This is a genomic window from Bradyrhizobium lablabi, assembly GCF_900141755.1.
In the GTDB taxonomy this organism is placed as follows: domain Bacteria; phylum Pseudomonadota; class Alphaproteobacteria; order Rhizobiales; family Xanthobacteraceae; genus Bradyrhizobium; species Bradyrhizobium lablabi_A.
In genome coordinates, this window is sequence record NZ_LT670844.1 from 4389017 (window position 1) to 4410193 (window position 21177).

19 protein-coding genes are annotated in these 21177 nt (G+C 61.8%); 10 read left to right on the forward strand and 9 right to left on the reverse strand.

Features of this window, described 5'->3' with window-relative positions:
* Positions 1-29: 29 nt before the first annotated feature.
* Entirely contained in the window at positions 30-1760 is a 1731-nt protein-coding gene (locus B5526_RS20435) for a methanol/ethanol family PQQ-dependent dehydrogenase (RefSeq protein ID WP_079545137.1), read from the forward strand.
* A gap of 77 nt (positions 1761-1837) precedes the next feature.
* Here B5526_RS20435 and B5526_RS20440 read toward each other — a convergent pair whose 3' ends face one another.
* The 3 genes from B5526_RS20440 to B5526_RS20450 form a co-directional block, all read right to left on the reverse strand.
* A complete protein-coding gene (locus B5526_RS20440) occupies positions 1838-2470 on the reverse strand; it encodes a DedA family protein (RefSeq protein WP_197688357.1) in 633 nt (210 codons plus the stop codon).
* Positions 2471-2516: 46 nt separating this feature from the next.
* Positions 2517-3389, reverse strand: a complete 873-nt coding sequence (locus B5526_RS20445) for an undecaprenyl-diphosphate phosphatase (RefSeq protein ID WP_079541002.1) — start codon at positions 3387-3389, stop codon at positions 2517-2519.
* Positions 3390-3542: 153 nt separating this feature from the next.
* On the reverse strand, positions 3543-4739 hold the full coding sequence (locus tag B5526_RS20450; RefSeq protein ID WP_079541004.1) for an amidohydrolase family protein: 1197 nt from the start codon (positions 4737-4739) through the stop codon (positions 3543-3545).
* Between the two features lie 150 nt (positions 4740-4889).
* Between B5526_RS20450 and B5526_RS20455 the strand changes: the two genes are divergently transcribed.
* A complete protein-coding gene (locus tag B5526_RS20455) occupies positions 4890-5663 on the forward strand; it encodes a ferredoxin--NADP reductase (RefSeq protein ID WP_079541006.1) in 774 nt (257 codons plus the stop codon).
* A 21-nt stretch (positions 5664-5684) separates the two neighbouring features.
* Here B5526_RS20455 and B5526_RS20460 read toward each other — a convergent pair whose 3' ends face one another.
* The 4 genes from B5526_RS20460 to B5526_RS20475 form a co-directional block, all read right to left on the reverse strand.
* On the reverse strand, positions 5685-6302 hold the full coding sequence (locus tag B5526_RS20460; protein ID WP_079541008.1) for an Isoquinoline 1-oxidoreductase subunit: 618 nt from the start codon (positions 6300-6302) through the stop codon (positions 5685-5687).
* Positions 6303-6304: 2 nt separating this feature from the next.
* A complete protein-coding gene (locus tag B5526_RS20465; RefSeq protein WP_079541010.1) occupies positions 6305-6820 on the reverse strand; it encodes a (2Fe-2S)-binding protein in 516 nt (171 codons plus the stop codon).
* A complete protein-coding gene (locus B5526_RS20470; protein WP_079541012.1) occupies positions 6817-9594 on the reverse strand; it encodes a xanthine dehydrogenase family protein molybdopterin-binding subunit in 2778 nt (925 codons plus the stop codon). The genes B5526_RS20465 and B5526_RS20470 overlap by 4 nt, the downstream gene beginning before the upstream one ends.
* A gap of 84 nt (positions 9595-9678) precedes the next feature.
* Complete coding sequence (locus B5526_RS20475) at positions 9679-10749, reverse strand: hypothetical protein (RefSeq protein ID WP_244562009.1); 1071 nt, start codon at positions 10747-10749, stop codon at positions 9679-9681.
* A 230-nt stretch (positions 10750-10979) separates the two neighbouring features.
* Between B5526_RS20475 and pncA the strand changes: the two genes are divergently transcribed.
* Positions 10980-11606 (forward strand): bifunctional nicotinamidase/pyrazinamidase, encoded by a 627-nt coding sequence (gene pncA, locus B5526_RS20480; protein WP_079541017.1) that lies wholly within the window; start codon positions 10980-10982, stop codon positions 11604-11606.
* A gap of 190 nt (positions 11607-11796) precedes the next feature.
* Here the strand turns inward: pncA and B5526_RS20485 are convergent, their stop codons facing one another.
* Positions 11797-12396, reverse strand: a complete 600-nt coding sequence (locus B5526_RS20485; protein WP_079541019.1) for an ANTAR domain-containing response regulator — start codon at positions 12394-12396, stop codon at positions 11797-11799.
* A complete protein-coding gene (locus tag B5526_RS20490) occupies positions 12393-13574 on the reverse strand; it encodes a transporter substrate-binding domain-containing protein (protein WP_079545139.1) in 1182 nt (393 codons plus the stop codon). The genes B5526_RS20485 and B5526_RS20490 overlap by 4 nt, the downstream gene beginning before the upstream one ends.
* A gap of 365 nt (positions 13575-13939) precedes the next feature.
* Here B5526_RS20490 and B5526_RS20495 point away from each other — a divergent pair, with 365 nt between their 5' ends.
* From B5526_RS20495 to B5526_RS20525, 7 genes are read left to right on the forward strand one after another with little or no spacing between them, the layout of a single operon-like run.
* On the forward strand, positions 13940-15457 hold the full coding sequence (locus tag B5526_RS20495; protein ID WP_079541020.1) for an amidase: 1518 nt from the start codon (positions 13940-13942) through the stop codon (positions 15455-15457).
* A 49-nt stretch (positions 15458-15506) separates the two neighbouring features.
* Entirely contained in the window at positions 15507-16505 is a 999-nt protein-coding gene (locus B5526_RS20500; RefSeq protein ID WP_079541021.1) for an acetamidase/formamidase family protein, read from the forward strand.
* Between the two features lie 28 nt (positions 16506-16533).
* Complete coding sequence (locus B5526_RS20505; RefSeq protein WP_079541023.1) at positions 16534-17757, forward strand: ABC transporter substrate-binding protein; 1224 nt, start codon at positions 16534-16536, stop codon at positions 17755-17757.
* 38 nt (positions 17758-17795) lie between these two features.
* A complete protein-coding gene (locus B5526_RS20510) occupies positions 17796-18662 on the forward strand; it encodes an ABC transporter permease subunit (RefSeq protein WP_079541025.1) in 867 nt (288 codons plus the stop codon).
* Positions 18659-19732, forward strand: a complete 1074-nt coding sequence (locus B5526_RS20515; RefSeq protein ID WP_244562010.1) for an ABC transporter permease subunit — start codon at positions 18659-18661, stop codon at positions 19730-19732. The genes B5526_RS20510 and B5526_RS20515 overlap by 4 nt, the downstream gene beginning before the upstream one ends.
* The gene (locus B5526_RS20520) at positions 19732-20457 is read left to right on the forward strand and encodes an ATP-binding cassette domain-containing protein (protein ID WP_079541028.1); all 726 of its coding nucleotides are present in this window, start codon (positions 19732-19734) and stop codon (positions 20455-20457) included. The genes B5526_RS20515 and B5526_RS20520 overlap by 1 nt, the downstream gene beginning before the upstream one ends.
* Positions 20454-21161, forward strand: coding sequence for an ABC transporter ATP-binding protein (locus B5526_RS20525; RefSeq protein WP_079541030.1), 708 nt, complete (start codon positions 20454-20456; stop codon positions 21159-21161). Before B5526_RS20520 ends, B5526_RS20525 begins: the two co-directional genes overlap by 4 nt.
* Positions 21162-21177: the final 16 nt, after the last annotated feature.

Genomic DNA, 21177 nt, shown 5'->3' on the forward strand with positions numbered 1-21177 from the left:
CGAACAAAAACAAAATGGAGGAAGTGTCTATGACCATCAAGCAATGGCTATTGTCGAGTTTGGTCGCGTCCACTTGCCTTGTTCCGATCGCCGCCGGTGCCGGCCCGATCGAGAATTACAGCCCGGTGACCGCCGATCGGCTCAAGAATCCCGAACCTGGCAACTGGATGCTCTATCGCCGGACCTATGACGGCCAGGGATACAGCCCGCTCGACCAGATCAACACCTCGAATGTGAAAGACCTGACGCCGGTGTGGACCTTCTCGACCGGTGTGGTTGAGGGGCATGAGGCGCCGCCGATCATCAACAATGGCGTGATGTTCGTCGCAACCCCGGCGGGGCAGGTGATCGCGCTCAACGCCAAGACCGGCGATGAGTACTGGCGCTACAAACGCCAGCTTCCCGACGACCTCTTCCAATTGCATCCGACCAACCGCGGGGTCGGACTGTGGCAGGACAAGCTGTATCTCGCCACGACAGACGATCATGTTGTCGCGCTTGAGGCCAAAACCGGCAAAGTCCTCTGGGATACCAAAGTTCAGGACTACAAGAAGGGTCAGTACCTGACCCTGATGCCGCTGGTCATCGACGGCAAGGTGATCGTCGGCGGTTCCGGCGGTGAACTCGGCGTGCGTGGTTACGTCGTCGCGTTCGACGCCGATAGCGGCAAGGAGCTGTGGCGGACCTTCACCATCCCCGGCGAGGGCGAGCCGGGCCACGACACATGGAAAGGTGACGACTGGAAATCGGGCGGCGGATCTGCCTGGATGACAGGCAACTATGATCCAGACACCAAGACAATTTATTGGGGCGTCGGCAACGCTGCACCTTGGCCGGGCGATACCCATCCCGGCGACAATCTCTACACCTCTTCGGTGCTGGGGCTCGATCCTGATAACGGCAAGATCAAAGCATTCCACCAGTACCATCAAAACGATTCCTGGGACTGGGACGAGGTCGACGCACCGATGCTGATCGACTTCCAACGGGACGGCCGCTCCTTCAAGAGCCTCGTCCATCCGGGACGCGACGCAATCTTCTGGATCCTCGAACGCAAGCCGGACCGGATCAACTATGTAGCCGGCTGGCCTTTTGTTCATACCGACGTCTGGAAGGGCATCGAGCCGGAGACTGGCAAACCCATCGTCGACCCGGCTCATAAGCCGATCATTGGCAAGCGGGTGGAATTCTGCCCGTCCCTGTGGGGCGGCAAGGATTGGCCGTCGGCGGCGTATAGCCAGAAGACCGGCCTGGTTTATGTTCCGGCCAACGAGAACTTCTGCGGCGGCTTTACCGGCGAGAAGGTACCGTTGGTTGAGGGCAAGCTTTGGCTCGGAACCAAGCCCGAAGATATCGGCCTGAAGGTTGTTCCCGGCGCCGATCATTATGGCGAACTGCAGGCGTGGGATCCGGCGACCGGAAAGAAGGTCTGGTCGCATAACTTCCCCAAATCGCAGCTGTTTGGCTCGGTTACGGCGACCGCCGGCGATCTCGTGCTCGGTGGAGGCACCAATGACCGGATGTTCCGCGCCTTCAACGCCAAGACCGGCGAAGTGCTTTGGGAGCAAAAGACCAACTCCGGCATCATGGGCATGCCGATTGCCTATGCAGTCGATGGGACGGAGTATATCGCCGTCCAGTCGGGCTGGGGCGTAGACGCCCAGCGCATCCAGGATGCGCTGGCGACCGGCAATAATATCGGCGTCGAGAACAACGTGCCGCAAGGCGGCGTCGTTTGGGTGTTCGCCGTCAAGAAGTAGTTGCAAAAGGGATATCCGAGGCTTGGCCGCTTAGCGGCCAGGCCTCGATTTGCTTCGGCGCCACCTACGGAAGTTGGTCATCCGCTCGAATGATCAGACAAGGCGACCTCGGCTCGACGGCGCAGCGTTACCTCATTTCGTCGGATGAAAATGGACAGTGCAGATCCCGCCGCAATAAATAGGCCCAATGAGATCACGCTCAGCGCTCCGGAGATCTTGTGAATTTCGGCGCCCACTGCGTAAGCACCGAAGCCGAACAGACACGCCCAGCAGATTCCGCCAGTTATATTGAAGAAGAAAAAACGAGCTGCCGGCATGTTACTGGCGCCCGCAAGCAAAGCCGCAAACATTCGTAGCACCGCAATGAAGCGCCCAAAGAATACGACGGCGCTCCCAAACCGAAGAAAAAGATATCGGCCGATCAGCAATCGATCCTCATCGAGGCGGATGTAGCGACCGTATCTGCGAAGAAAGGGCAAACCCATCCGCCGCCCGACCACGTATCCGGTACCGTCCCCGACGATCGCACCCGCCGCGGCGGCGAGTACGACGACGACGATGTTGATCTGACCCGTGCTGGCGGCAAAGAGCGAGGCGGCAACAAGGATAGTCTCTCCAGGGAGAGGCACGCCCGCACTTTCGAGCGCAACAATACCAAAGATGATCCACGGGCCGTAGATCGGGATCAGGCTAATCAAAGCATCGGACAAAGAGGCAAACTCACCGTACCGCTTCGACAAACGGCAATCGCAGGCATCACGAGAGCCACCCGGCCATAGTTCCCGCAAGGATTATCACGCCAAGGGCCAAGCGGTAGATCACGAATGGCCAACTGGAAAATCGTTCCAGCGTCCGCATCAGCGTCCATATCGCAAGGAACGCTGAAACGGAAGCAACGGCCAAGCCGACGATAAGAACAGACCATGCGTGGGTGTCGAGATGAATCTTGTAAAGCTCCCATACTTCCTTAAGGCCGGCCAAGGCAATAGCAGGCAATCCAAGAAGAAAGGAAAAACGTGCGGCTTCGTCTCTCTTGAAGCCGAGAGCAAGTGCGGCCGTCAAGGTCGAGCCCGAACGAGATACGCCCGGTATCAATGCGCCAACTTGCGCAAGCCCCACCAACATAGCATCCGCGAAAGACGCCTTGTCGATGGTTCGATAATGACGGGCCCAGATTTCCGCGGCACCGAGAAGAAGTGCCATTGCGACACAAGCCCAACCGATGACCGTGACGCTGCGAAGCGGCGAGTTGCAGGTGTTCAGCAACTTCGACGCCAACAATCCGGCGATCCCGATTGGGATCGTCGCCAACATGATCCACATGCAGAAACGCAAATCTCGGTCTGCAAATCGTCCGTGGCCGATCGCCGCGACTGAATTCAACGCCAACGCTCGCACATCGCTCCAAAAATAACTTATGACAGCGGCCAGTGCCGCGAGCTGCATCGCGGCGGAGAATGCCGAACCGGGGTCCTGCCAGCCCAAAAACGCTGGAACCAGGCGCATGTGCGCGGTCGAGGAAATCGGCAGCAGCTCCGTGATCCCTTGCAGCACCCCGAGGGCGGCAACCTTCGCGTAGCCGAGTGCCGCAAATCCTGTGTCAACTCCACCAGTGCAAGTATCGACCATTCGTGCCTGTCTGAAGATAAGTCGCGCGTCAGTGTGCGCCCAGTGTACACGCCTTATAACGGCGTTTTTGCGCTTCGAGATGTAATGTTCAGGTAAGAATGCGAGAGAAACCGCCCGCCGGGTTTCCTTCTATGAGGAGTGCCAATACGACGGTCAATGCCCGACAATGACAGGCACTTTGGTGGCCGGCGGCGTATTGCGGCTGCGCTGGGTGCGTACGATGCCGTCGATGATGGTCATGCCGACGCCGGGGAGATCGCCGAGCTGCACGCTGTCGAGGATGTTTTTCCCGGCTGAATGCTGCGCCCTGTCCATGATGACAAAATCGGCCGCGCGCCCGACTTCGATGAGGCCGCAATCCAGCGCGCGCATACGCGCGGTGTTGCCGGTCGCAAAGCAGAACGCGATTTCGGCGGGCACCTCGCCGAGCGACGACAACAGCGACACCATGCGCAGGATTCCGAGCGGCTGCACGCCGGAGCCGGCCGGTGCATCGGTGCCGAGGATGACGCGGCTGAGGTCACCCATCTCGCGCGCGATGCGAAGCGTGTAAAGCGCCGAGCGCTCATTGCCGTTGTGAACCAGCTCGAGGCCGCGCTTGCAGCCCTCGCAGATACAGCGGATCTGACTGTCGGGTAGCGCGGTGTGGCCGCCATTGATATGGCCGATCACGTCGGTGTCGGCTTCCAGCACCACATCCTTGTCGATCAGGCCGGAGCCCGGGATAGAGGGCCCGCCGGTGTGGATGGTGCTCTGGATGCCGTATTTGCGCGCCCATCCGACCATCTTGCGCGCGGTCGGGCCATCCTTGACTCCGCCGAGGCCGACTTCGCCGAGCAGCTTTACGCCGGCCGCGGCGAGCTCCTTGAAATCCTCCTCGACCATTTCTGTTTCGATGACGGGCGCGCCGGCATGAACCTTTACGCCGCCCGGACGCAGCGTCCAGAACGCGCGCTGCGCAAAGATCGCCATCGCCTTCAACCCGACGACGTCGCGCGGCCGACCGGGCATGTGCACCTCGCCGGCGGAAATCATGGTGGTGACGCCGCCATGCAGAAAACTGTCGATCCAGCCGATCTGGTTTTGCCGCGGCGTCCAGTCGCCGGCGACGGGGTGCACGTGGCTGTCGATCAGGCCCGGCGCAACCGTCGTGCCGTTGGCATCGACAATGGTGGTGGCGCCCTCGGCGTTGACGTCCTTGGCCCGCCCGATGGCGGTGATCTTGCCGTTTTCGGCGACGATCGTGTCGGCATCCAGGATCGGCTTCTCCATCGCGCCCGACAGCATCAGCCCGACATTGCGGATCACGAGTTTGGTCGGGCCGGCGGCCTGGGGTTCGTCGTGGGCCATGGGATTTTCCTTGTGGTTCAATGCCTTCGCGGGTGCATGCCGCGCATCTTGCGCGCGGCTTGACTGTGGGATCAAGCTGGATTATTCATTTGTACACAAATGAATGTATACGAATGAATTGAGCCGCACCAGCATCCGGACGGTCGAAAGATGAGCAACTTCAACCAGGAAAGCGTTCTCAGCGTCCATCACTGGACCGACACGCTGTTCTCCTTCACCACCACGCGCAATCCCTCGTTCCGCTTTCGCAATGGCGAGTTCACCATGATCGGGTTGAAGGTGAACGAGAAGCCGCTGCTCCGCGCCTACAGCGTCGCCAGCGCCAATTACGAGGACCGGCTGGAATTCTTTTCGATCAAGGTGCCGGACGGTCCCTTGACCTCGCGCCTCCAGCATCTGCAGAAAGGCGATGAGATCATCGTCAGCCGCAAGGCGACGGGAACGCTGGTCATCGACAATCTGGAAGACGGCCGCAATCTCTATCTGATCGGCACCGGCACCGGGCTCGCGCCGTTTTTGAGCGTGATCAAGGACCCCGACACCTACGAGCGCTTCGAAAAGGTGGTGCTGCTGCACGGCTGCCGCCGCGTCACTGAGCTCGCCTATGGCGAGATGGTCACTGAGAAATTGCCGAACGACGAAATGATCGGCGAACTCGTGCGCAACCAATTGATCTATTACCCGACCGTGACCCGCGATCCCTTCCGCAATCGCGGCCGGATCACCGATTTGATCACGTCCGGCAAGCTGTTCAGCGACATCGGCCTCGCACCGCTCGAGGCCGCGCACGACCGAATCATGATCTGCGGCAGCCCGGCGCTGGTTCACGACACCCGGGCGTTGCTTTCAGGCAAAGGGTTTGTCGAGGGCAATCATGGCGAGCCGGGCCAGTTCGTGGTCGAGAAGGCTTTTGCGGAGCGCTGAGGCGCGCGCGGCGTGATGCGATTATCTCGCGGGGCAAGCCGCCCCGGTTTTTACCCAGGCCTCGACAAGCGCGCCGGCTTGCTGTTGCGTACCGGGAGCGGGGGAGCGGCCGAAGCCGGGTTTCCATGCCCAGCCGACCAAAGTGTCGGCGCCGATGTGATGGACAAGGTCCTCGACGTTGCGGCCGCCGTTGCGCGCGGGGTCCTTGAGCTGGGCGCAGATCTCTGCGAGCGTCTTGCCTTCCCACGCCATTTCGCGCGGCGCCAGATGCCATTCCGGGTGGCCCGGCATGCGGCCGGGATCGAAGTTGGCATTGCCGTGACAAATCGAACAACGCATCGTCTCGGTGCCATGCCCGTCAGGACCGCGCGTGACGGGCGGCTGGTGCAGCTGGCCCTCATCGGTCTGGCGCGGGCGATCTCCGGCGGGATGACAATTCACGCAGCGGGGACTCGTCAGCACCCTGCCGAGCTCGGTGAATATCGCCGCCGACCGCGCCTCGGTGTCGGCGATCGAGGCAAAACTGTCAGGCGACGCCAGCGTGTCCGAAGCGGTTTGCGAAGCCGCGTAACCAGTCAGCCCGCTCAAGGTCAGCGCCGCGACCGAAACGAAAATCCAAAACCGCGTTTCTGATTTCATGGTCAGGCCAGATAACGTTTTGGATCGGTGAGAATCACGTCACGCACGGCCTCGTGGTATTTGATGTAACCGGTGCAGCGGCAAATATGCCCGTCAAGCGCCTCGGCGATGGTCTGCTCAAGCTCGGCACGCGCGACCGGCTTTCTCGCCAGACGCTCCAGCAAGACTTGGGCCACATTCAGGAATCCGGCGGTGCAATAGCCGCATTGGAACGCGAAGTGATCGATGAAGGCTTTCTGAAGCGCGGTTAATTTGCCGTTGCTGGCATGGCCTTCGACGGTCCGGATCGCCTTGCCGTCGAAACTCTTGGCCGGCACGATGCAGGTCAGACTGGTATGGCTCGTCCCGTCAGGATTATCGACGATCACCGCGCAGCTCAGGCACTGCGCGGCGCCGCAGCCGAACTTGGTGCCGGTCATGCCAAGATGCTCGCGCAGAAAATCGTTCATCGTCAGATCGTCGCGCACGTCTGTCGGAGCAAGCGCGCGGCCGTTGATCGTGATGGCAAGCGTGGTCACGCGATCGCTCCCTTGAGCAGGGCTTGAGTGACCGGCAGCGACTGAAATCTGTGGCCGGTGGCATCGAAGATGGCGTTGAGGATCGCCGGCACGACCGGGATCATCACGACCTCCGCCATGCCCTTCGGCGGCTCGTCCGGCGTCAGCGGCGGTAGCATTTCGATCTCAAGATCGCGCAGCGGCAAGTCCGATCCCCGCGCCACCAGATATTGCCCGAGGTTCCATTGCCCGTTGCCGGGACCGCCTTCGTAGGGCGGCAGCGTTTCGAGCAGCGCAAAGCCAACCCCCATCGCGAAACCGCCCTGCGCTTGGCCAAGCACGACCTCCGGCACCAGCGGCTGACCGCATTCGAACACGCTGTAGGCCTTGGCGATGCGCAGCGCGCCGGTCGCGCGCTCGATCTCGACGCGAACAAGGGTGCCGCACATCGATGTGTACACGGTGCCGATCCGGTTGTTATCGGTCGGCGGAAATTTGACGCTGACGCGATTGAGAGGAGCGAATTTTCCGCCGCCTTTGCGCACGGCGAGCGCATCGATCTCGGCACGGTATTGTTCTGCGCCAAACTGGAAGCGCGCGCGCGACCAAACCCAGCGCGAAAAGCCATGGGCAATCGCGCCGGTAACGAAGTTGCGCGCGTGCGCCGTTGCCGCGAGCGCCGGCAAATCGAGCGGCATCAAGCCCGGCATGATGAGCTGCCCGTTCTTCCAGCGCGCTTTCGCCCAATCCCTGGCCCGCGGATCGGTGGACGGGATGTGCCAGAGATCGAGCGCCGCCGGCCACAGACCGAAACGGAAAATCACGCGTGCGGCCTCGGCGGCCGAATGCGTGCCGACATGCGCGCCGATCGAGGCGCTGGTGGCCGAGCTGATCGCCGGCACCCAGCGTGGATTTTTCTCCGCCTTGTCCTGGGTTTTCTGGTCCATGGTGTAGGAGTCGCCTGACGTGACGAGCGCCAGTACATCGTAAGTATCTATTCGTGCGACCGACACTTCGTCGGCCACGCCGCCCAGATGCATGGCTACACGGTTGGCCAGCGCGGTGCCGATGCCGTTGCCCATTTCGACGTGATCGCAATGGATCGAGATTTTGCCGTCGGCGCTGATTTCCACGCGCCCGAGCGAACAGTCCGCGCCGGTGCCGTAATCCTTGGTAACGCAGGCGACGCCGGTACCGACCAGCATTCCGCTCGACTGCAGGCGGACTTTTTCCTCCGCGCGCTGCCGCCAGATCGGATGCATTTCGAGCTTGTCCAAAATCTCGGGCGTGCGAACCGAGACGCTGTAGGGATTTCCCGTCATGGTCCGGCCATTCGGCTTGAGCGCATTGCGCCGCCGGAATTCGATCGGATTGAGCGGCAAAGCGGAAGCCGCTTCATCGATCAATACTTCGAGCGCCGTCATGGTCTGCAGCGTGCCGTAGCCGCGCATCGATCCCGCGGTCACCCCGCGCGTATGGACCGCGACGGTGGTGACGTCGACCTTCGGAATGTCATAGATGCCGATCGCAGCAGTAGCGCCGACGACCGCCACGCTCGATGAAAAATTCGCAAGGCCGCCGCCATCCAGGACATGATCGGCGGCGAAGGCCTGAATCTTGCCGGTCGCGCGGTCGATCCCGATGCGCGTTCGCATCTTGAACGGGTGGCGTTTGATGCCGCCCTGAAATTGCTGATAGCGATCATGCGCAAGCCGGACCGGCCGGCCGGGAAAAAACATCGCCGCGAGTGCGACGTAGAGCACGAAAGGCGTGTGATCGCGCCCGCCGAAACCGCCGCCGAGATAGGTGAACTGCGTATTGATGCGCGCGGGCTTGAATGGAGGGCGGGCCTTGCCGAGCAGGAACGCGATCGACTCGGTGGCCTCGTAAGGCGACTGAACGCCGAGCACGAGTTCGAGTTTTTCGTCTTTCTTGTTGTACCATCCGAGGCCGCATTCCGGTTCCAGAAACATCGGGTCGACGGACTGGGTCTCGAAGGTACGGTCGAGCACCAGCAAGGACGGATTTTTCGCATCGAGTTCGGCGCGGATCTGCTCGCCGTGGATCGCAGCCTTGCCATAGGGCGCCTGCGTTTCCTTCGCGAATGATGACCAGACCGGAAGCGCGGTGTTTTGAATGCGTCCCGGCGTGACCCAGCCGGCCTGGATCGGCGAGTAGACATCGGGAGACTCCAGCGTCGGCCCCGCCACGCGCGTGAAGCGGTAGGCGCAATAATTGGCAAGGGCGACGGGACCGGTTTCTTCGCCTGATTTCACGAAGGTCCCATCGCGCAGCGCGAGCCGCGCCATATCGAACGCGTCGAACTGTTCGAAGATCAACAGTGCGACCGGTTGGCCCATATACAGCGGCGTCTTGCCGACCGGACAAAACAGATCGCCGGCATAGAATTCGGGAACGCGGGCGCCGATTTTGGCTAGGTCTTCCGCCGTCACCACCACCGACGGTTTCGATGCGCCGTCTAGGCGCCCGAGATCCATGCCGAGGTAGACATGCGTGGCATCGGGGGCGCGGACGAGGATCGCATGCGACGTCGTGGATGGCCATCCCGGCAGATCGGCGGCGCGAAAATCGGAGGCGTAAAGCTTGGCGCCGGTGACCTTGGCGACGCCGTCGATACGCCCGGCGCCGTTGGCCGCGGGATTGAAGCCCTCGCGTCCCGGCAGCGTCGCGCGTGCCGGAAAGCCGGCCGGCTCCGTCGATCCCAACCGCGACAGGCTGAGCACGATGCCGCTCGCCGTGACCCACTTCACGAACTCACGTCGCGAAGGCCGCATACTGCTACCTCTCGGTCCACGCCGTGACGGGCGCTGGACATGAAAGCCGCCGAACTGCGCGAATCAATCGCGCATGCGTTCAGACTATCGCGAGTCGGCGATCGATGCGGGGCCGGGCCCCGGCGTGATCAATGTCGGCCACTGTTTTGAGCCGAACGGCACGACCGGCGGCAGGAACGTCGTCATGCCGCGCTTTCCGGTTTCCGCGGCGATCGCGACGCGTGCATCGCCGCCCATCAACTCATAGTCCATCAGATGGTAGTTGCCGAAGAACAGCGAACCGACCGAGCGATCCGCGATGATCCGCGTCAGCGATTCCAGCATGTCCGCGGGCGTCGTTGTAAAGGACACCGTTTCGATCAGCAGCAGGCGGTCATTGATGGCGTCCGGACCGAAGAACTGGGCAAGCACGCTGAACAGGACGTTGTTCTGGCGCGCCACGTAGATCGTATTGCTGGCCCCGTAAGTCTTGTCCCAGTCGGCACCAAGCTGGGCTTTCCAGTCGGCCAGCACCGTCATCCAGTGTCCGACCTGGGTCTGCGCCGCCCATGCGACGTTCTTCGCCAGGAACGGCGCCTGCTTCTTGCCGAATGCCTCAAGCGTCGCAAAGGGAATGACGCCCTTGGCCACGCACTCATCCATGAAGACGATGTTGTTCTGCAGGATGGTGCGGTTGTTGTCGCGCCAGGCGGGCTCCATCGGCGTGAGATCCAGTCCATCGAGTGCCGACTGCATCCGGCTGCGGTAAGCCAGCATCGCGCCGCGCCAGGATTTATCGTCCGCGTTGTCGACGTAGGGGCCGACGACCTCGGCTAGCGCCATCGTGCTGTGACCGACCGACTTCAGCAATTGATAGACGATCGGCACCTGCGGTGCTTCCGTCGGCGCCATTCCCGGGCGATAAAGGATCATCTTTCCGCCGGCGCCGGAAAACAGCGCAAGAATGACCGGGTGCTTGCTCAGAACATTCTTCTGGAAGATTTTTGCGGCGTCGCCGTACAGATCAAACATGCCGGTGTTGAGCGCCAGCATGTCCTTGGTCGCGGTATCGGCTGGTGTCGCGGCGGTCTTGCCTGCGATCGGTGCCATGTAGGACGGAAGGGTTTGAGCGTTGGAGGCCGCGCTGCTACCCGACAGCAATATGGCGACTGCCAAGCAACGGTAGCACTTCACGTCCCCACCCCATGATTCGCACGGATTCGTATCAGGGGCGCAGTATTCCTTTATCAGCGGGATACACAAGTGGCATGTCCGCGGCTGGTTGCGAAATGATTGATGCCGCTTGTAAGATGGTCTGGAGCTATCGTGCGGCGAGCGACCGAAACAAACGGTGACCAGCCCTCGAGTTTGAAAGCCTGGAAATCAACTCTAGACGCAGGTCAAAAATGCAGATCCGGCCCAGTGATGACGATGTGCTGCTGATCATCGACGTGCAAAACGATTTCTGCCCCGGCGGCGCGCTGGCGGTGGACGACGGCGATGCCGTGGTGCCGGTGGTCAATCGCCTCGCCGAGAAATTCGATCATGTTGTGCTGACCCAGGACTGGCATCCCTCGGGCCATAGCTCCTTTGCAACGTCGCATCCGGGCTCGGCGCCCTTTGCATCCATCACCATGCCCTACGGCCAGCAAACCCTCTGGCCGGATCATTGCATCCAGGGCAGCGTGGGGGCTGCGTTTCATCCGCGATTGGCGACGACACGGGCGGAGCTCGTGATCCGCAAGGGCTTTCGGCGCGAGATCGATTCGTACTCGGCGTTCTATGAAAACGACCGGAAGACCCCGACGGGTCTCGCCGGCTATTTGCGCGAGCGCGGGTTGCGGCGGGTCTTCCTCGCGGGTCTCGCCACCGATTACTGCGTCCATTACTCCGCCGTCGATGCGCGCCGGCTCGGGTTTGATACCGTGCTGGTCGAAGCCGGCTGCAGGGCCATCGATCTTTCGGGCTCGCTCGACGCCGCCTGGGCGACGATGGCGGAAGCCGGCGTGCAGCGTGTCGGTGATCTTGGCTAGAGCACGACGTCTTTGAAGCGGCGCATCCGCACGTTCACCTCTCCCCGCTTGCGGGGAGAGGTCGGGTTCGCGCGATAGCGCGAATCCGGGTGAGGGGGGCTCTCCGCATAATTTGTGCTTCAGCATTCGCGGCGACAGCCCCTCACCCCAACCCTCTCCCCGCGAAGAGCGGGGCGAGGGAGAAGTGACCTTACGCCGTCCGCGTCGTCCGGTTCGGCATTCCGCCGGCCGCGATGATGTCAGCGCTCAACTGCTCGATGGTGGTGCGGTGGCGCATCGCGGTCTGCCGGATCAGCGTGAAGGCGTCCGCCTCGGTGAGGCCGTGGACGCGCATGATCTGCAGCACGGCCGCAAAGACCACGCGGCGGGAACGAATGCGGTCTTCAAGTCGCTCGATATGGGCGGCGTCATCCACTCTGCGCTGCGCGGCGTCGAATGCCACTACCAGCGCCGTGTAAAGTCCGGCCGAGCGCAGCGGCTTTATCAGAAACGACGCCGGCTGCAGGTCGAGCAGCCATCTTAAGCGGCTAGGCGTCTCGGTTCCGATCAATGCGATGATCGGTGCGCCGGATTTCCACGCCGCGGCGAGGTCCGATTTGATCGGAATCGTATCAGCGTCGATGACCACGACGTCCACAGCCTCCGCGGGAGGAGGCTCGCCCGGATCATGCTCCGAAATCGTCATGCCAAGCCGGTTGAGCTGGCGGCGCATGATCGCGATCTCGCGCTCATCCCGCATCACCATGAGGGCGCTGCGGCCGCGGACGGAAAAAGGCGATGGCCTGGTCATTTCACGACACGCAGATGGTTTGACCGTTTTGCCATGACATCATTGCTCTTTTCTGTGCCTGTGCCAATCACCGTCAGATCGAGATTCGAGAGATAGGGATCGGGCCGCTCGGGCGCCTCCGCCTCCCAGAAAATCTTGAACTGGCAACCAGGCACAGACCGTGCCAGGCGCGGCGTCAGGAAGCAGTGATTGTTGTCGGGATCGACCCACACCGGACCTTGCGGGGAATCATAGCGATGATTAGCGGCGGCGCGCCGCACCGCGCCCACTTCCGCCGAGCCGGCACGGCGGATGGCGCGCGCCAGCAGCATGACGCAGGTATAAGTCGACAGTCCATCGACGCAAGGGTCGCTGTCGGCGCCGTGGCGCGCCTTCCAGCGCGCGACAAATGCACGGTTCTCAGTCCCCTCGATGCTCTCGAAATAAGCAGATGACGTGATGCAGCCGACCGAGGCCGCCGATCCGATCAGCTTGAGCTCGGGCTCGCACAGGCTGCAACTCAGCATCGGGATCGAAAGCCCCGCGCGTGTTGCCGCCGCATGCAGCGCGCGCATGAAGGCGTAGCTGGATTGACCGACGAGGGTGTTGAACACCACCGGCGGCTTGCGGTCGATGACCTCCTTGACGATGTGGTCGACCGCCGTCTCGCCGAGTTCCAAAAGGCGCTCGGCGAGGATGCGGCCGCCGGCGCTGGTGACGATTTCGCGAATGACGCGGTTCATCTCCCAGGTCCAGATGTAATTGGAGCCGATGCAGAACACGTCGCCGGAGATGTGATCCAGCATATGCTTGACCAGCGGCACCACGTGCTGATTGGGCGCTGCGCCGACATAGATGACGTTGTCGCTACTCTCGAACCCCTCATAGCGCGCCGGATGCCAGAGCAGCCGCTCGGTGCGCTCGACGATCGGGATCACCTGCTTGCGCGAGGCCGACGTATAGCAGCCGACGATATGATCGACCGATTCCTCGCGGATCAAATCCGCGCAAGCTGTGTGATAGCCGGCGACAACGCCGCGGGGATCGCGCAGATGGGGCGCAAAGACAAAATCGAACTCGCTGCTATCGTTGATCTCGTCGACCGCCATCAAGGCGCTCTTGCGCATCTCGCCGGCCATCATGGCGTAGGGTCCCGATTCGGAAAACACCAGGCCAAGCGGGATGGACGGCTTTTTCATCATAAGCCCAGGAGTTGCGCAGGCCATCATCTCATCGCAAGACGGCCGCTCTGTCCACTCTGTTTCATCAAGCCATCATCGAAATGCGCTGCGCGTCATTTGGGCTAGCCGCATAAAAAAGCGGCCGGCGTCGCATTGACAAGGCTGGCGACGCTAAGACACAATCCTGCCCGTACGTGAATGCGTGCATGACGAAAGGGTTCTCGCACAGCCGATGACGCCTGAGCGACGATCTAAAAAGCTTCGTTCTGCAACGTAAACCTACGCGACCATTGATAGCAGCGGCATGGATGCCATTCGGGGCCTTTTCGGGCCACGGGTGGCTTTTTTCGTTTGTGTTCCAGACGACAAGAAGTAGGTGAAGCATGGGTGTACGCCTTCCGACGTTGGAGCAAATCGATAACCTCGGATCCGATTTCGGTCTCGTCCTCACCGCCGATGAGGTCGTGGCCTTTCAGCAGGCCTTTAAGGGACCGCTCGCCTCCTATGGACGGCTCGACGAACTGGTCCCGCCGGCGCTGGCACCGGTCGCGCCGCGCTCGCCGGGCTACCGGCCTGCGCAAGCGGAAAATCCCTACGGCGCCTGGTACTGGAAGACGAATATCAAGACCTCCGCCGAAGGCCTCTTGAGCGGCAAGAAGGTCGCGATCAAGGACAACATCTGCGTCGCCGGCGTCCCGATGATGAACGGCTCGGTGCTGCTCGAAGGCTATGTCCCGGAACTCGATGCCACCGTGGTAACGCGCATTCTGGAAGCCGGCGGCACCATCGCGGGCAAGGCGGCCTGCGAGGATCTGTGTTTTTCCGGCGCCAGCCACACTTGCGCGAGCGGCGTGATCCGCAATCCGCATAACCCGGCTCATAGCGCCGGCGGTTCATCGGGCGGAAGTGCGGCGCTGGTTGCGGCCGGCGAGGTGCCGATGGCGCTTGGTGGCGACCAGGGCGGCTCGATCCGCACGCCCTCGAGCTGGTGCGGCATCTATGGCTTGAAGCCGACCTGGGGACTGGTGCCGACCACAGGCTCGATGCCGATCAGCTATTCTGTCGATCATTGCGGCCCGATGGGCGCGTCCGTCGAAGACGTGGCGCGGCTGCTCACGGTGATATCAGGCCATGACGGCTGGGACACCCGAACGATCTCGGCCCGAACCGGCGACTACATGGCGGCGCTGGGCAAACCGGCGCGAGGCTTGCGCGTCGGCATTTTGCGGGAAGGGTTCGGCCATCCCGAAAGCGATCCCGCGGTCAATGAAAAGGTGCGCGCCACCATCGCGGCACTGGGCAAGGCCGGGGTCGAGGCCGAGGAGGTCTCGGTGCCCTGGCATCTCGACGGGCCGCATGTCTGGAGCGGCGTCATCCTGGAAGGCGCAGCCGAAATGATGCTGAAAGGTTACGGCGTCGGCAACAACATCCAGGGCTATTATCCGCTTTCGATGCAGGAAGCCTTTGCCCGCGGCATGGGCACAAGGCTCAACGACGTCTCGCCGACCGTGAAACTGGTGCTGATGCTTGGCGAATATATGCATCGGAATTATCACGGCCGATACCATTCCAAGGCGCAGAACCTGCGGGTGCTGGTGCGCCGCGCCTACGATGCTGCGCTGGAAAAATACGATGCCCTGGCGATGCCGACGATCCCGTTCACGGCAACGCCCATACCGCCGGCCGACGCGCCGCTCGGCACCGCGATCGATGTGGCACTGAATATGCAGGCCAACACCTGCTCGTTCGACGTCTCCGGGCATCCTGCCTTCACCGTGCCATGCGGCCGTGTCAACGGTCTGCCGGTCGGCCTGATGATGGTCGGGCGTCACTTCGAGGAAACCACCCTGATCCAGCTTGCTTCCGCGATTGAGGCGGCTGGCGACTGGAAGTTGAACTAGCGCGAGGTTTTGTCACTCTAAAAGGCCCGGACGATCTAAGGATAGCGCGATGAGCAACGACCCCTGGCTCAAAAGTTCGATCATGGCGAAGCGCGGCCTTGCCAAAGGCGAGGCCGGCAAACGTCACGAACTCTCGATCGAGGCCCAAGGCGACTTTCATTATGTCTACGGGCCCTACGCAAAACCGGTGCTCACGATCAATCCCGGCGACATCGTCGTGGTGGAGACCGAAGACGCTTTCGGCGGCGTCATCACCAGCGAAACCGACAGCCCGACCGCGAAACTGGTGTTTCCGTTTCTCAACCCGCAATGCGGCCCGGTTGCCGTCAACGGCGTCGAGAAAGGCGATTGCCTCGCCATCCATATCCATGCCGTGGAGACCCGCGGCGCGCAGCCCGCCGGCACCACCTGCATCATCCCGGAATTCGGCGGCCTGGTCGGAACGGCGGCGACCGCGATGCTCAACAAGCCGTTGCCGGAGCGGGTGCGGAAAATGCACGTCGACAAAAACGGCGTGCGCTGGAGCGACAAGATCACGCTGCCTTACGAACCCTTCATCGGCACCATCGGGGTATCGCCGGAAATCGAAGCGATCTCCTCGCTGCAGCCGGACTATCACGGCGGCAACATGGATTTACCCGATGTCGCGCCCGGCGCTATCCTTTACTTTCCGGTGCACGCCAAAGGCGGACTTATGTACGTCGGAGATTGCCACGCTACCCAGGGCGACGGCGAATTGTCGGGGGTCGCGATCGAACAGCGCGCCACTGTCACTCTGCAGGTCGACGTCATCAAGGGCTGGAGTTTTGCGTGGCCGCGGCTCGAGACGCAAAACTTCCTGATGACGATCGGCAGCGCCCGGCCGCTGGAAGATGCCGCGCGCATCGCCTATCGCGAATTGGTGCGCTGGATGAGCGCCGATTACGGCTTCGATGAGATCGACGCCTACATGCTGCTCAGCCAGGCCGGCCGTATCAGGCTCGGCAACATGGTCGATCCGAAATACACCATGGGCGCGTCGATTTTGAAAAAATATCTGGTCTCATGACGTATCGGCAACAACGAGGAGTAGGGCAATGAAGCTCAATCGCAGAAGATTTCTACAAAGCACGGCCGCGACCGCCGCTGCCGGCATGTTTGGCTCCAGTGCCTTCGCGGACGATCCGATCAACGTCGCGAGCATCCACGATCTCTCCGGCGGGCTCGACATTTACGGCAAGCCGATGGTCGATGCGCTAACGCTCGCAGTAGAGGAAGCCAATGCGGCCGGCGGCCTGCTCGGCAAGCAGATCAAATTGATCAATTACGATACCCAGTCGAATATGCAACTTTATACGCAGTTCGCGCAGCAGGCGGCGCTGAAGGACAAGGTTGCCGTCGTGCATGGCGGCATTACCTCCGCCTCGCGCGAGGTGATCCGCCCGGTGCTCGACCGCTTCAAGACTTTGTATTTCTACAACACCCAATATGAAGGCGGCGTTTGCGACCGCAATCAGTTCGACACCGGCGTGACGCCGGCGCAGACGGTGGAAAAGCTCGTGCCTCATGCCATGAAGAAGTGGGGCAAGAAGGTCTATGTCGTCGCGGCCGACTACAATTACGGCCAGATCACCTCGCAATGGGTGAAGAAATACGTCACCGAAAACGGCGGCGAAGTCGCCTCGATCGATTTCTTCCCGCTCGATGTCACCAATTTCGGCCCGACCATCTCCAAAATACAGGCCGCGAAGCCGGACTTCGTCTGGTCGGCGCTGGTCGGCGGCGCGCATATCTCCTTCTATCGGCAGTGGGCCGCGGCCGGCATGCGCAAGAGCATTCCGATGGCCTCGACCACGTTCGCCGTCGGCAACGAGCACATCGTGCTGTCGCCGGACGAATGCAACGGCATGCTGGTCTGCTACAATTATTTCCAGGACCTGAAGAACAAGACCAACGAGGCCTTCGTTGCGTCTTTCCTGAAGCGCTTCGGCGCCGATTATCCCAACATCACCGAACTCGCGATGGGGACCTATCAGGGTTTTCGTTTGTGGGCGGAGGGGGTCAAGAAAGCCGGCAGCATTGACCGCATCAAAGTCACCGAAGCGCTGGAAACCGGCATCAGCATCGATGCGCCCTCGGGCAAGGTCACGATCGACCCGCCGACCCATCATTGCGTGCTCGACGTGCACATCGCCGAGGTCAGCGACAAGAAGCTCAAGGTACTGGAAGATTTTGCGCAGCAGAAGCCCGCGGATACCGCCGCGGTGTGCGATCTCATCAAGAATCCGAACGACAACCAGCAATATGTGATCAAGATCTGAGGGCAGCTCAAGCCGTCGGATTTTTTGGAAAGGTGAACGTGGACCTCGTTGCTCTCCTGGCGATCCAGGTGGTTTACGCCGTTGCCAGCCTGGCGCTGATCAGCGTCGGGCTGGCGATCATCTTCGGCATGATGCGGGTGATCAATCTCGCCCATGGCGAATTTTTGATGCTCGGCGGCTATGCGGCGATCGTCGCCACCAGCCACGGCATCAGCATCTGGATCGCGATCCTGGTGGTGGCGCCTGTTGTCGTCGGCATCATCGGGGTCATCGTCGAGCGGACCATCATTCGCTTTCTCTACGGCCGCATGATCGACACCATGCTGGCGACTTGGGGTTTAAGCCTGTTTCTGGTCGGATTGACCACGGCGATCTTCGGCAACACCACGGTCGGCATCTCGGCGCCGCTCGGCAGCTTCCAGATCGGCGCCTATCGCACCTCGGGCTACACGCTGTTCGTGATCGCGGTCGCCATCGTCGTGCTGGGCGCGATCTTCGCGGTGATGCGCTGGACGCGGCTTGGCCTGATCGCCCGCGGCACCATGCAGAACGCCAATATGGCCGCCGCACTCGGCGTCAATCCGCCGCTGGTCTATGCCGTCACCTTCGGCATCGGCGCCGCGTTGTCCGGCCTTGCCGGCGCGGTGCTGGCGCCGGTCTCCGGCGTCTTCCCGACCATCGGCGTCGCCTATGTCGCAAAATCCTTCATCACGGTGATCGGCGGTGGTGCTGCGATCCTGAGCGGAACGGTGTCCGCTTCCGCGCTGTTCGGTACCATCAACCAGATCGCGACCTTTGCCACCACGCCGGTGTTCGGCGAAGTGGCGCTGCTTGCTGCCGCCATCGTATTGATCCGCCTTTTGCCGCAGGGCATTACGGGCCGCTTCTTCCGGAGAGGCCTGTGAACGGTCGCACCCTCAATCTTCTTGGTCTGGCGCTGGTCGGCATCGTCGGCCTCGCCTTCCTGGTCCTGACGCCGCGCGTTGCCGAGCTCGATACGGTGCTCGAACTCACCGTCTACATGATCATGGCAATCCTCGCGCTCAGCCTGGCGCTGATCTGGGGTTACGGCGGGATTTTATGCTTTGGCCAATCGGCTTTCTTTGGACTGGGCGCCTATACCTATGCGATCGCCATGTTCAATATCGGCGAAAGCACCGTTCCCCTGCTGCTGGCGATCGCGCTGCCGGCGGCGTTCGCAGCACTGCTCGGCTATTTCATGTTTTATGGCCGCATCAGCGACGTCTATCTCGGCGTCATCACCCTGACGGTGACGCTGATCCTGTTCAATTCGGTGAACTCCACCGCCGGCCCGGAATTCCACATCGGCACCGCGCGGCTCGGCGGGTTTAACGGCATTCCCGGAATACCGCCGCTGAATTATCCCGGCAACAGGAATGCCGCGATCGATCTGGAAGGAATGTTTTATCTCGCGACCGCTTCCCTGCTCGCGACCTATTTCGGACTGCGATTGTTGCTGGCGAGCAAGTTTGGCCGCATCATTGTCGGCATCCGCGAAAACGAACGGCGCGCCGAGCTTCTGGGTTACGATCCCCGCGCCTGGAAACTTGCAACCTTCACCATCGGCGGCGCGCTCGCCGGTTTTGCCGGTTGTCTGTTTGCGAATTGGGGCAATTTTGTCAGCCCGACCATTTTCGGTCTCGCGCAATCGGCGCAGATCATCATCTGGGTCATCGTCGGCGGACGCGGTACCTTGATCGGCCCGATCGTCGGCTGCATCGGCATCCAGTGGCTCACTACCGCGCTTGGGGCGAACCAGCCCGCCGGGTCGGACTGGTGGTCCAAAATATTGGCCAACGCGCCGCTGATCCTCGGCATCATCCTGATCGCCTTCGTGCTCTTGGTGCCGAAAGGCCTGGTGCCGACGCTCGGCGATTTCGGGCAATGGCTGCTGCGGTCGCGCGGCAGGCGCGTGGCCACACACCTCAAGCCGAAACAGGCGGAGGAGGGCTGATGGCCGCGCCGCTGCTCGAAACCCGCGATCTCAACATGCGCTTCGGTGGCGTCCATGCGGTGCGCAACGTCAATTTTACCCTCGACGAAGGCGAATTGCGCTGCCTGATCGGCCCGAACGGCGCCGGCAAAAGCACCTTCTTCAAAATGCTCACCGGACAGTTGCAGCCGAGCCAGGGCCACGTGCTGTTCCGCGGCTATGACATTTCCAACGCCCACGCCCACCAGATCGCGCGCATGGGCATCGGCATCAAGACCCAGGTGCCGAACGTGTTCGATGGTCTGAGCGTGCGCGAGAACATCTGGCTTTCGGCAAGCCGCATCCATTCCAGAGAGCGCGTCAATCAAGTGGTCGACGAGATGCTGGAGCGCATCGGCCTCACCGCCGCGGCGAATCGCCTGGTCGGGCAGCTCGCCCACGGTCAGCGGCAATGGGTCGAGCTCGGCATCGTATTGTCGACCGATCCGGAACTGATCCTGCTCGATGAGCCCGCCGCCGGTATGACGCATGAAGAGGTGAACAAGACCGCCGAGCTCGTGCGCGAGATCAATCGCAGCAAGGCGCTGATCGTGGTCGAGCACGACATGCAGTTCATCCGCATGATCGCCAAGAAGGTCACCGTGTTCAATCAGGGCAGCGTGCTGGTGGAGGATGACGTGGAGAACATCCTGCGCAATCCTTTGGTGCGCGACATCTATCTCGGCAAACAGGCGGCGGCCGCATGATGCTCAATGTCCAGGGACTGCGCACCGGCTATGGCCGCATTCCGATCCTCAACGGGATCAGCTTTGCGGTGAGGGAAGGCGAGTTCATCGGCATCCTCGGCCATAACGGCATGGGCAAGACCACGCTATTGAAAGCGCTGATGGGATTTTTGCCGGCGACCGGCGGCCACGTCCGGCTCGACGGCGCCGACCTGACTGCGGCCGAGCCATTTCGCCGCGCGCGGCTCGGCCTCGGCTATGTGCCGCAGGGCCGCGAGATTTTTCCCGGGCTTTCGGTCCACGACAATCTGCGGATGGGCTGCAGCAAGCAGGCGGGCGCCGAGCAAGACATCATCGCCGAGGTGCTGGAGGAGTTTCCCCGCCTCAAGCGACTGCTCGACCGCTCCGGCGGCGCGCTGTCCGGCGGTGAGCAGCAATTGCTCGCGATCGCCCGCTGCCTCTGCGGCAAGCCGCGCCTTATTTTGCTCGATGAGCCGACCGAAGGCATCCAGCCCTCGATCATCGACGAGATTGTCGAGGTGTTGCTGCGGCTGCGCGACTATAGCGGCCTGACCATGATCCTGGTCGAGCAAAACCTCGATTTCATCGCCGCGCTCTCGAAGCGGATCCTCATCATTCAAAAAGGCGCCATCACACGGGAAGTGCAGCCGGGCGATCTCGGCGATCCAAGTCTGGTCGGAGAATTCATCGGAATCACCACCTAACGCTCGAACCAGCGAG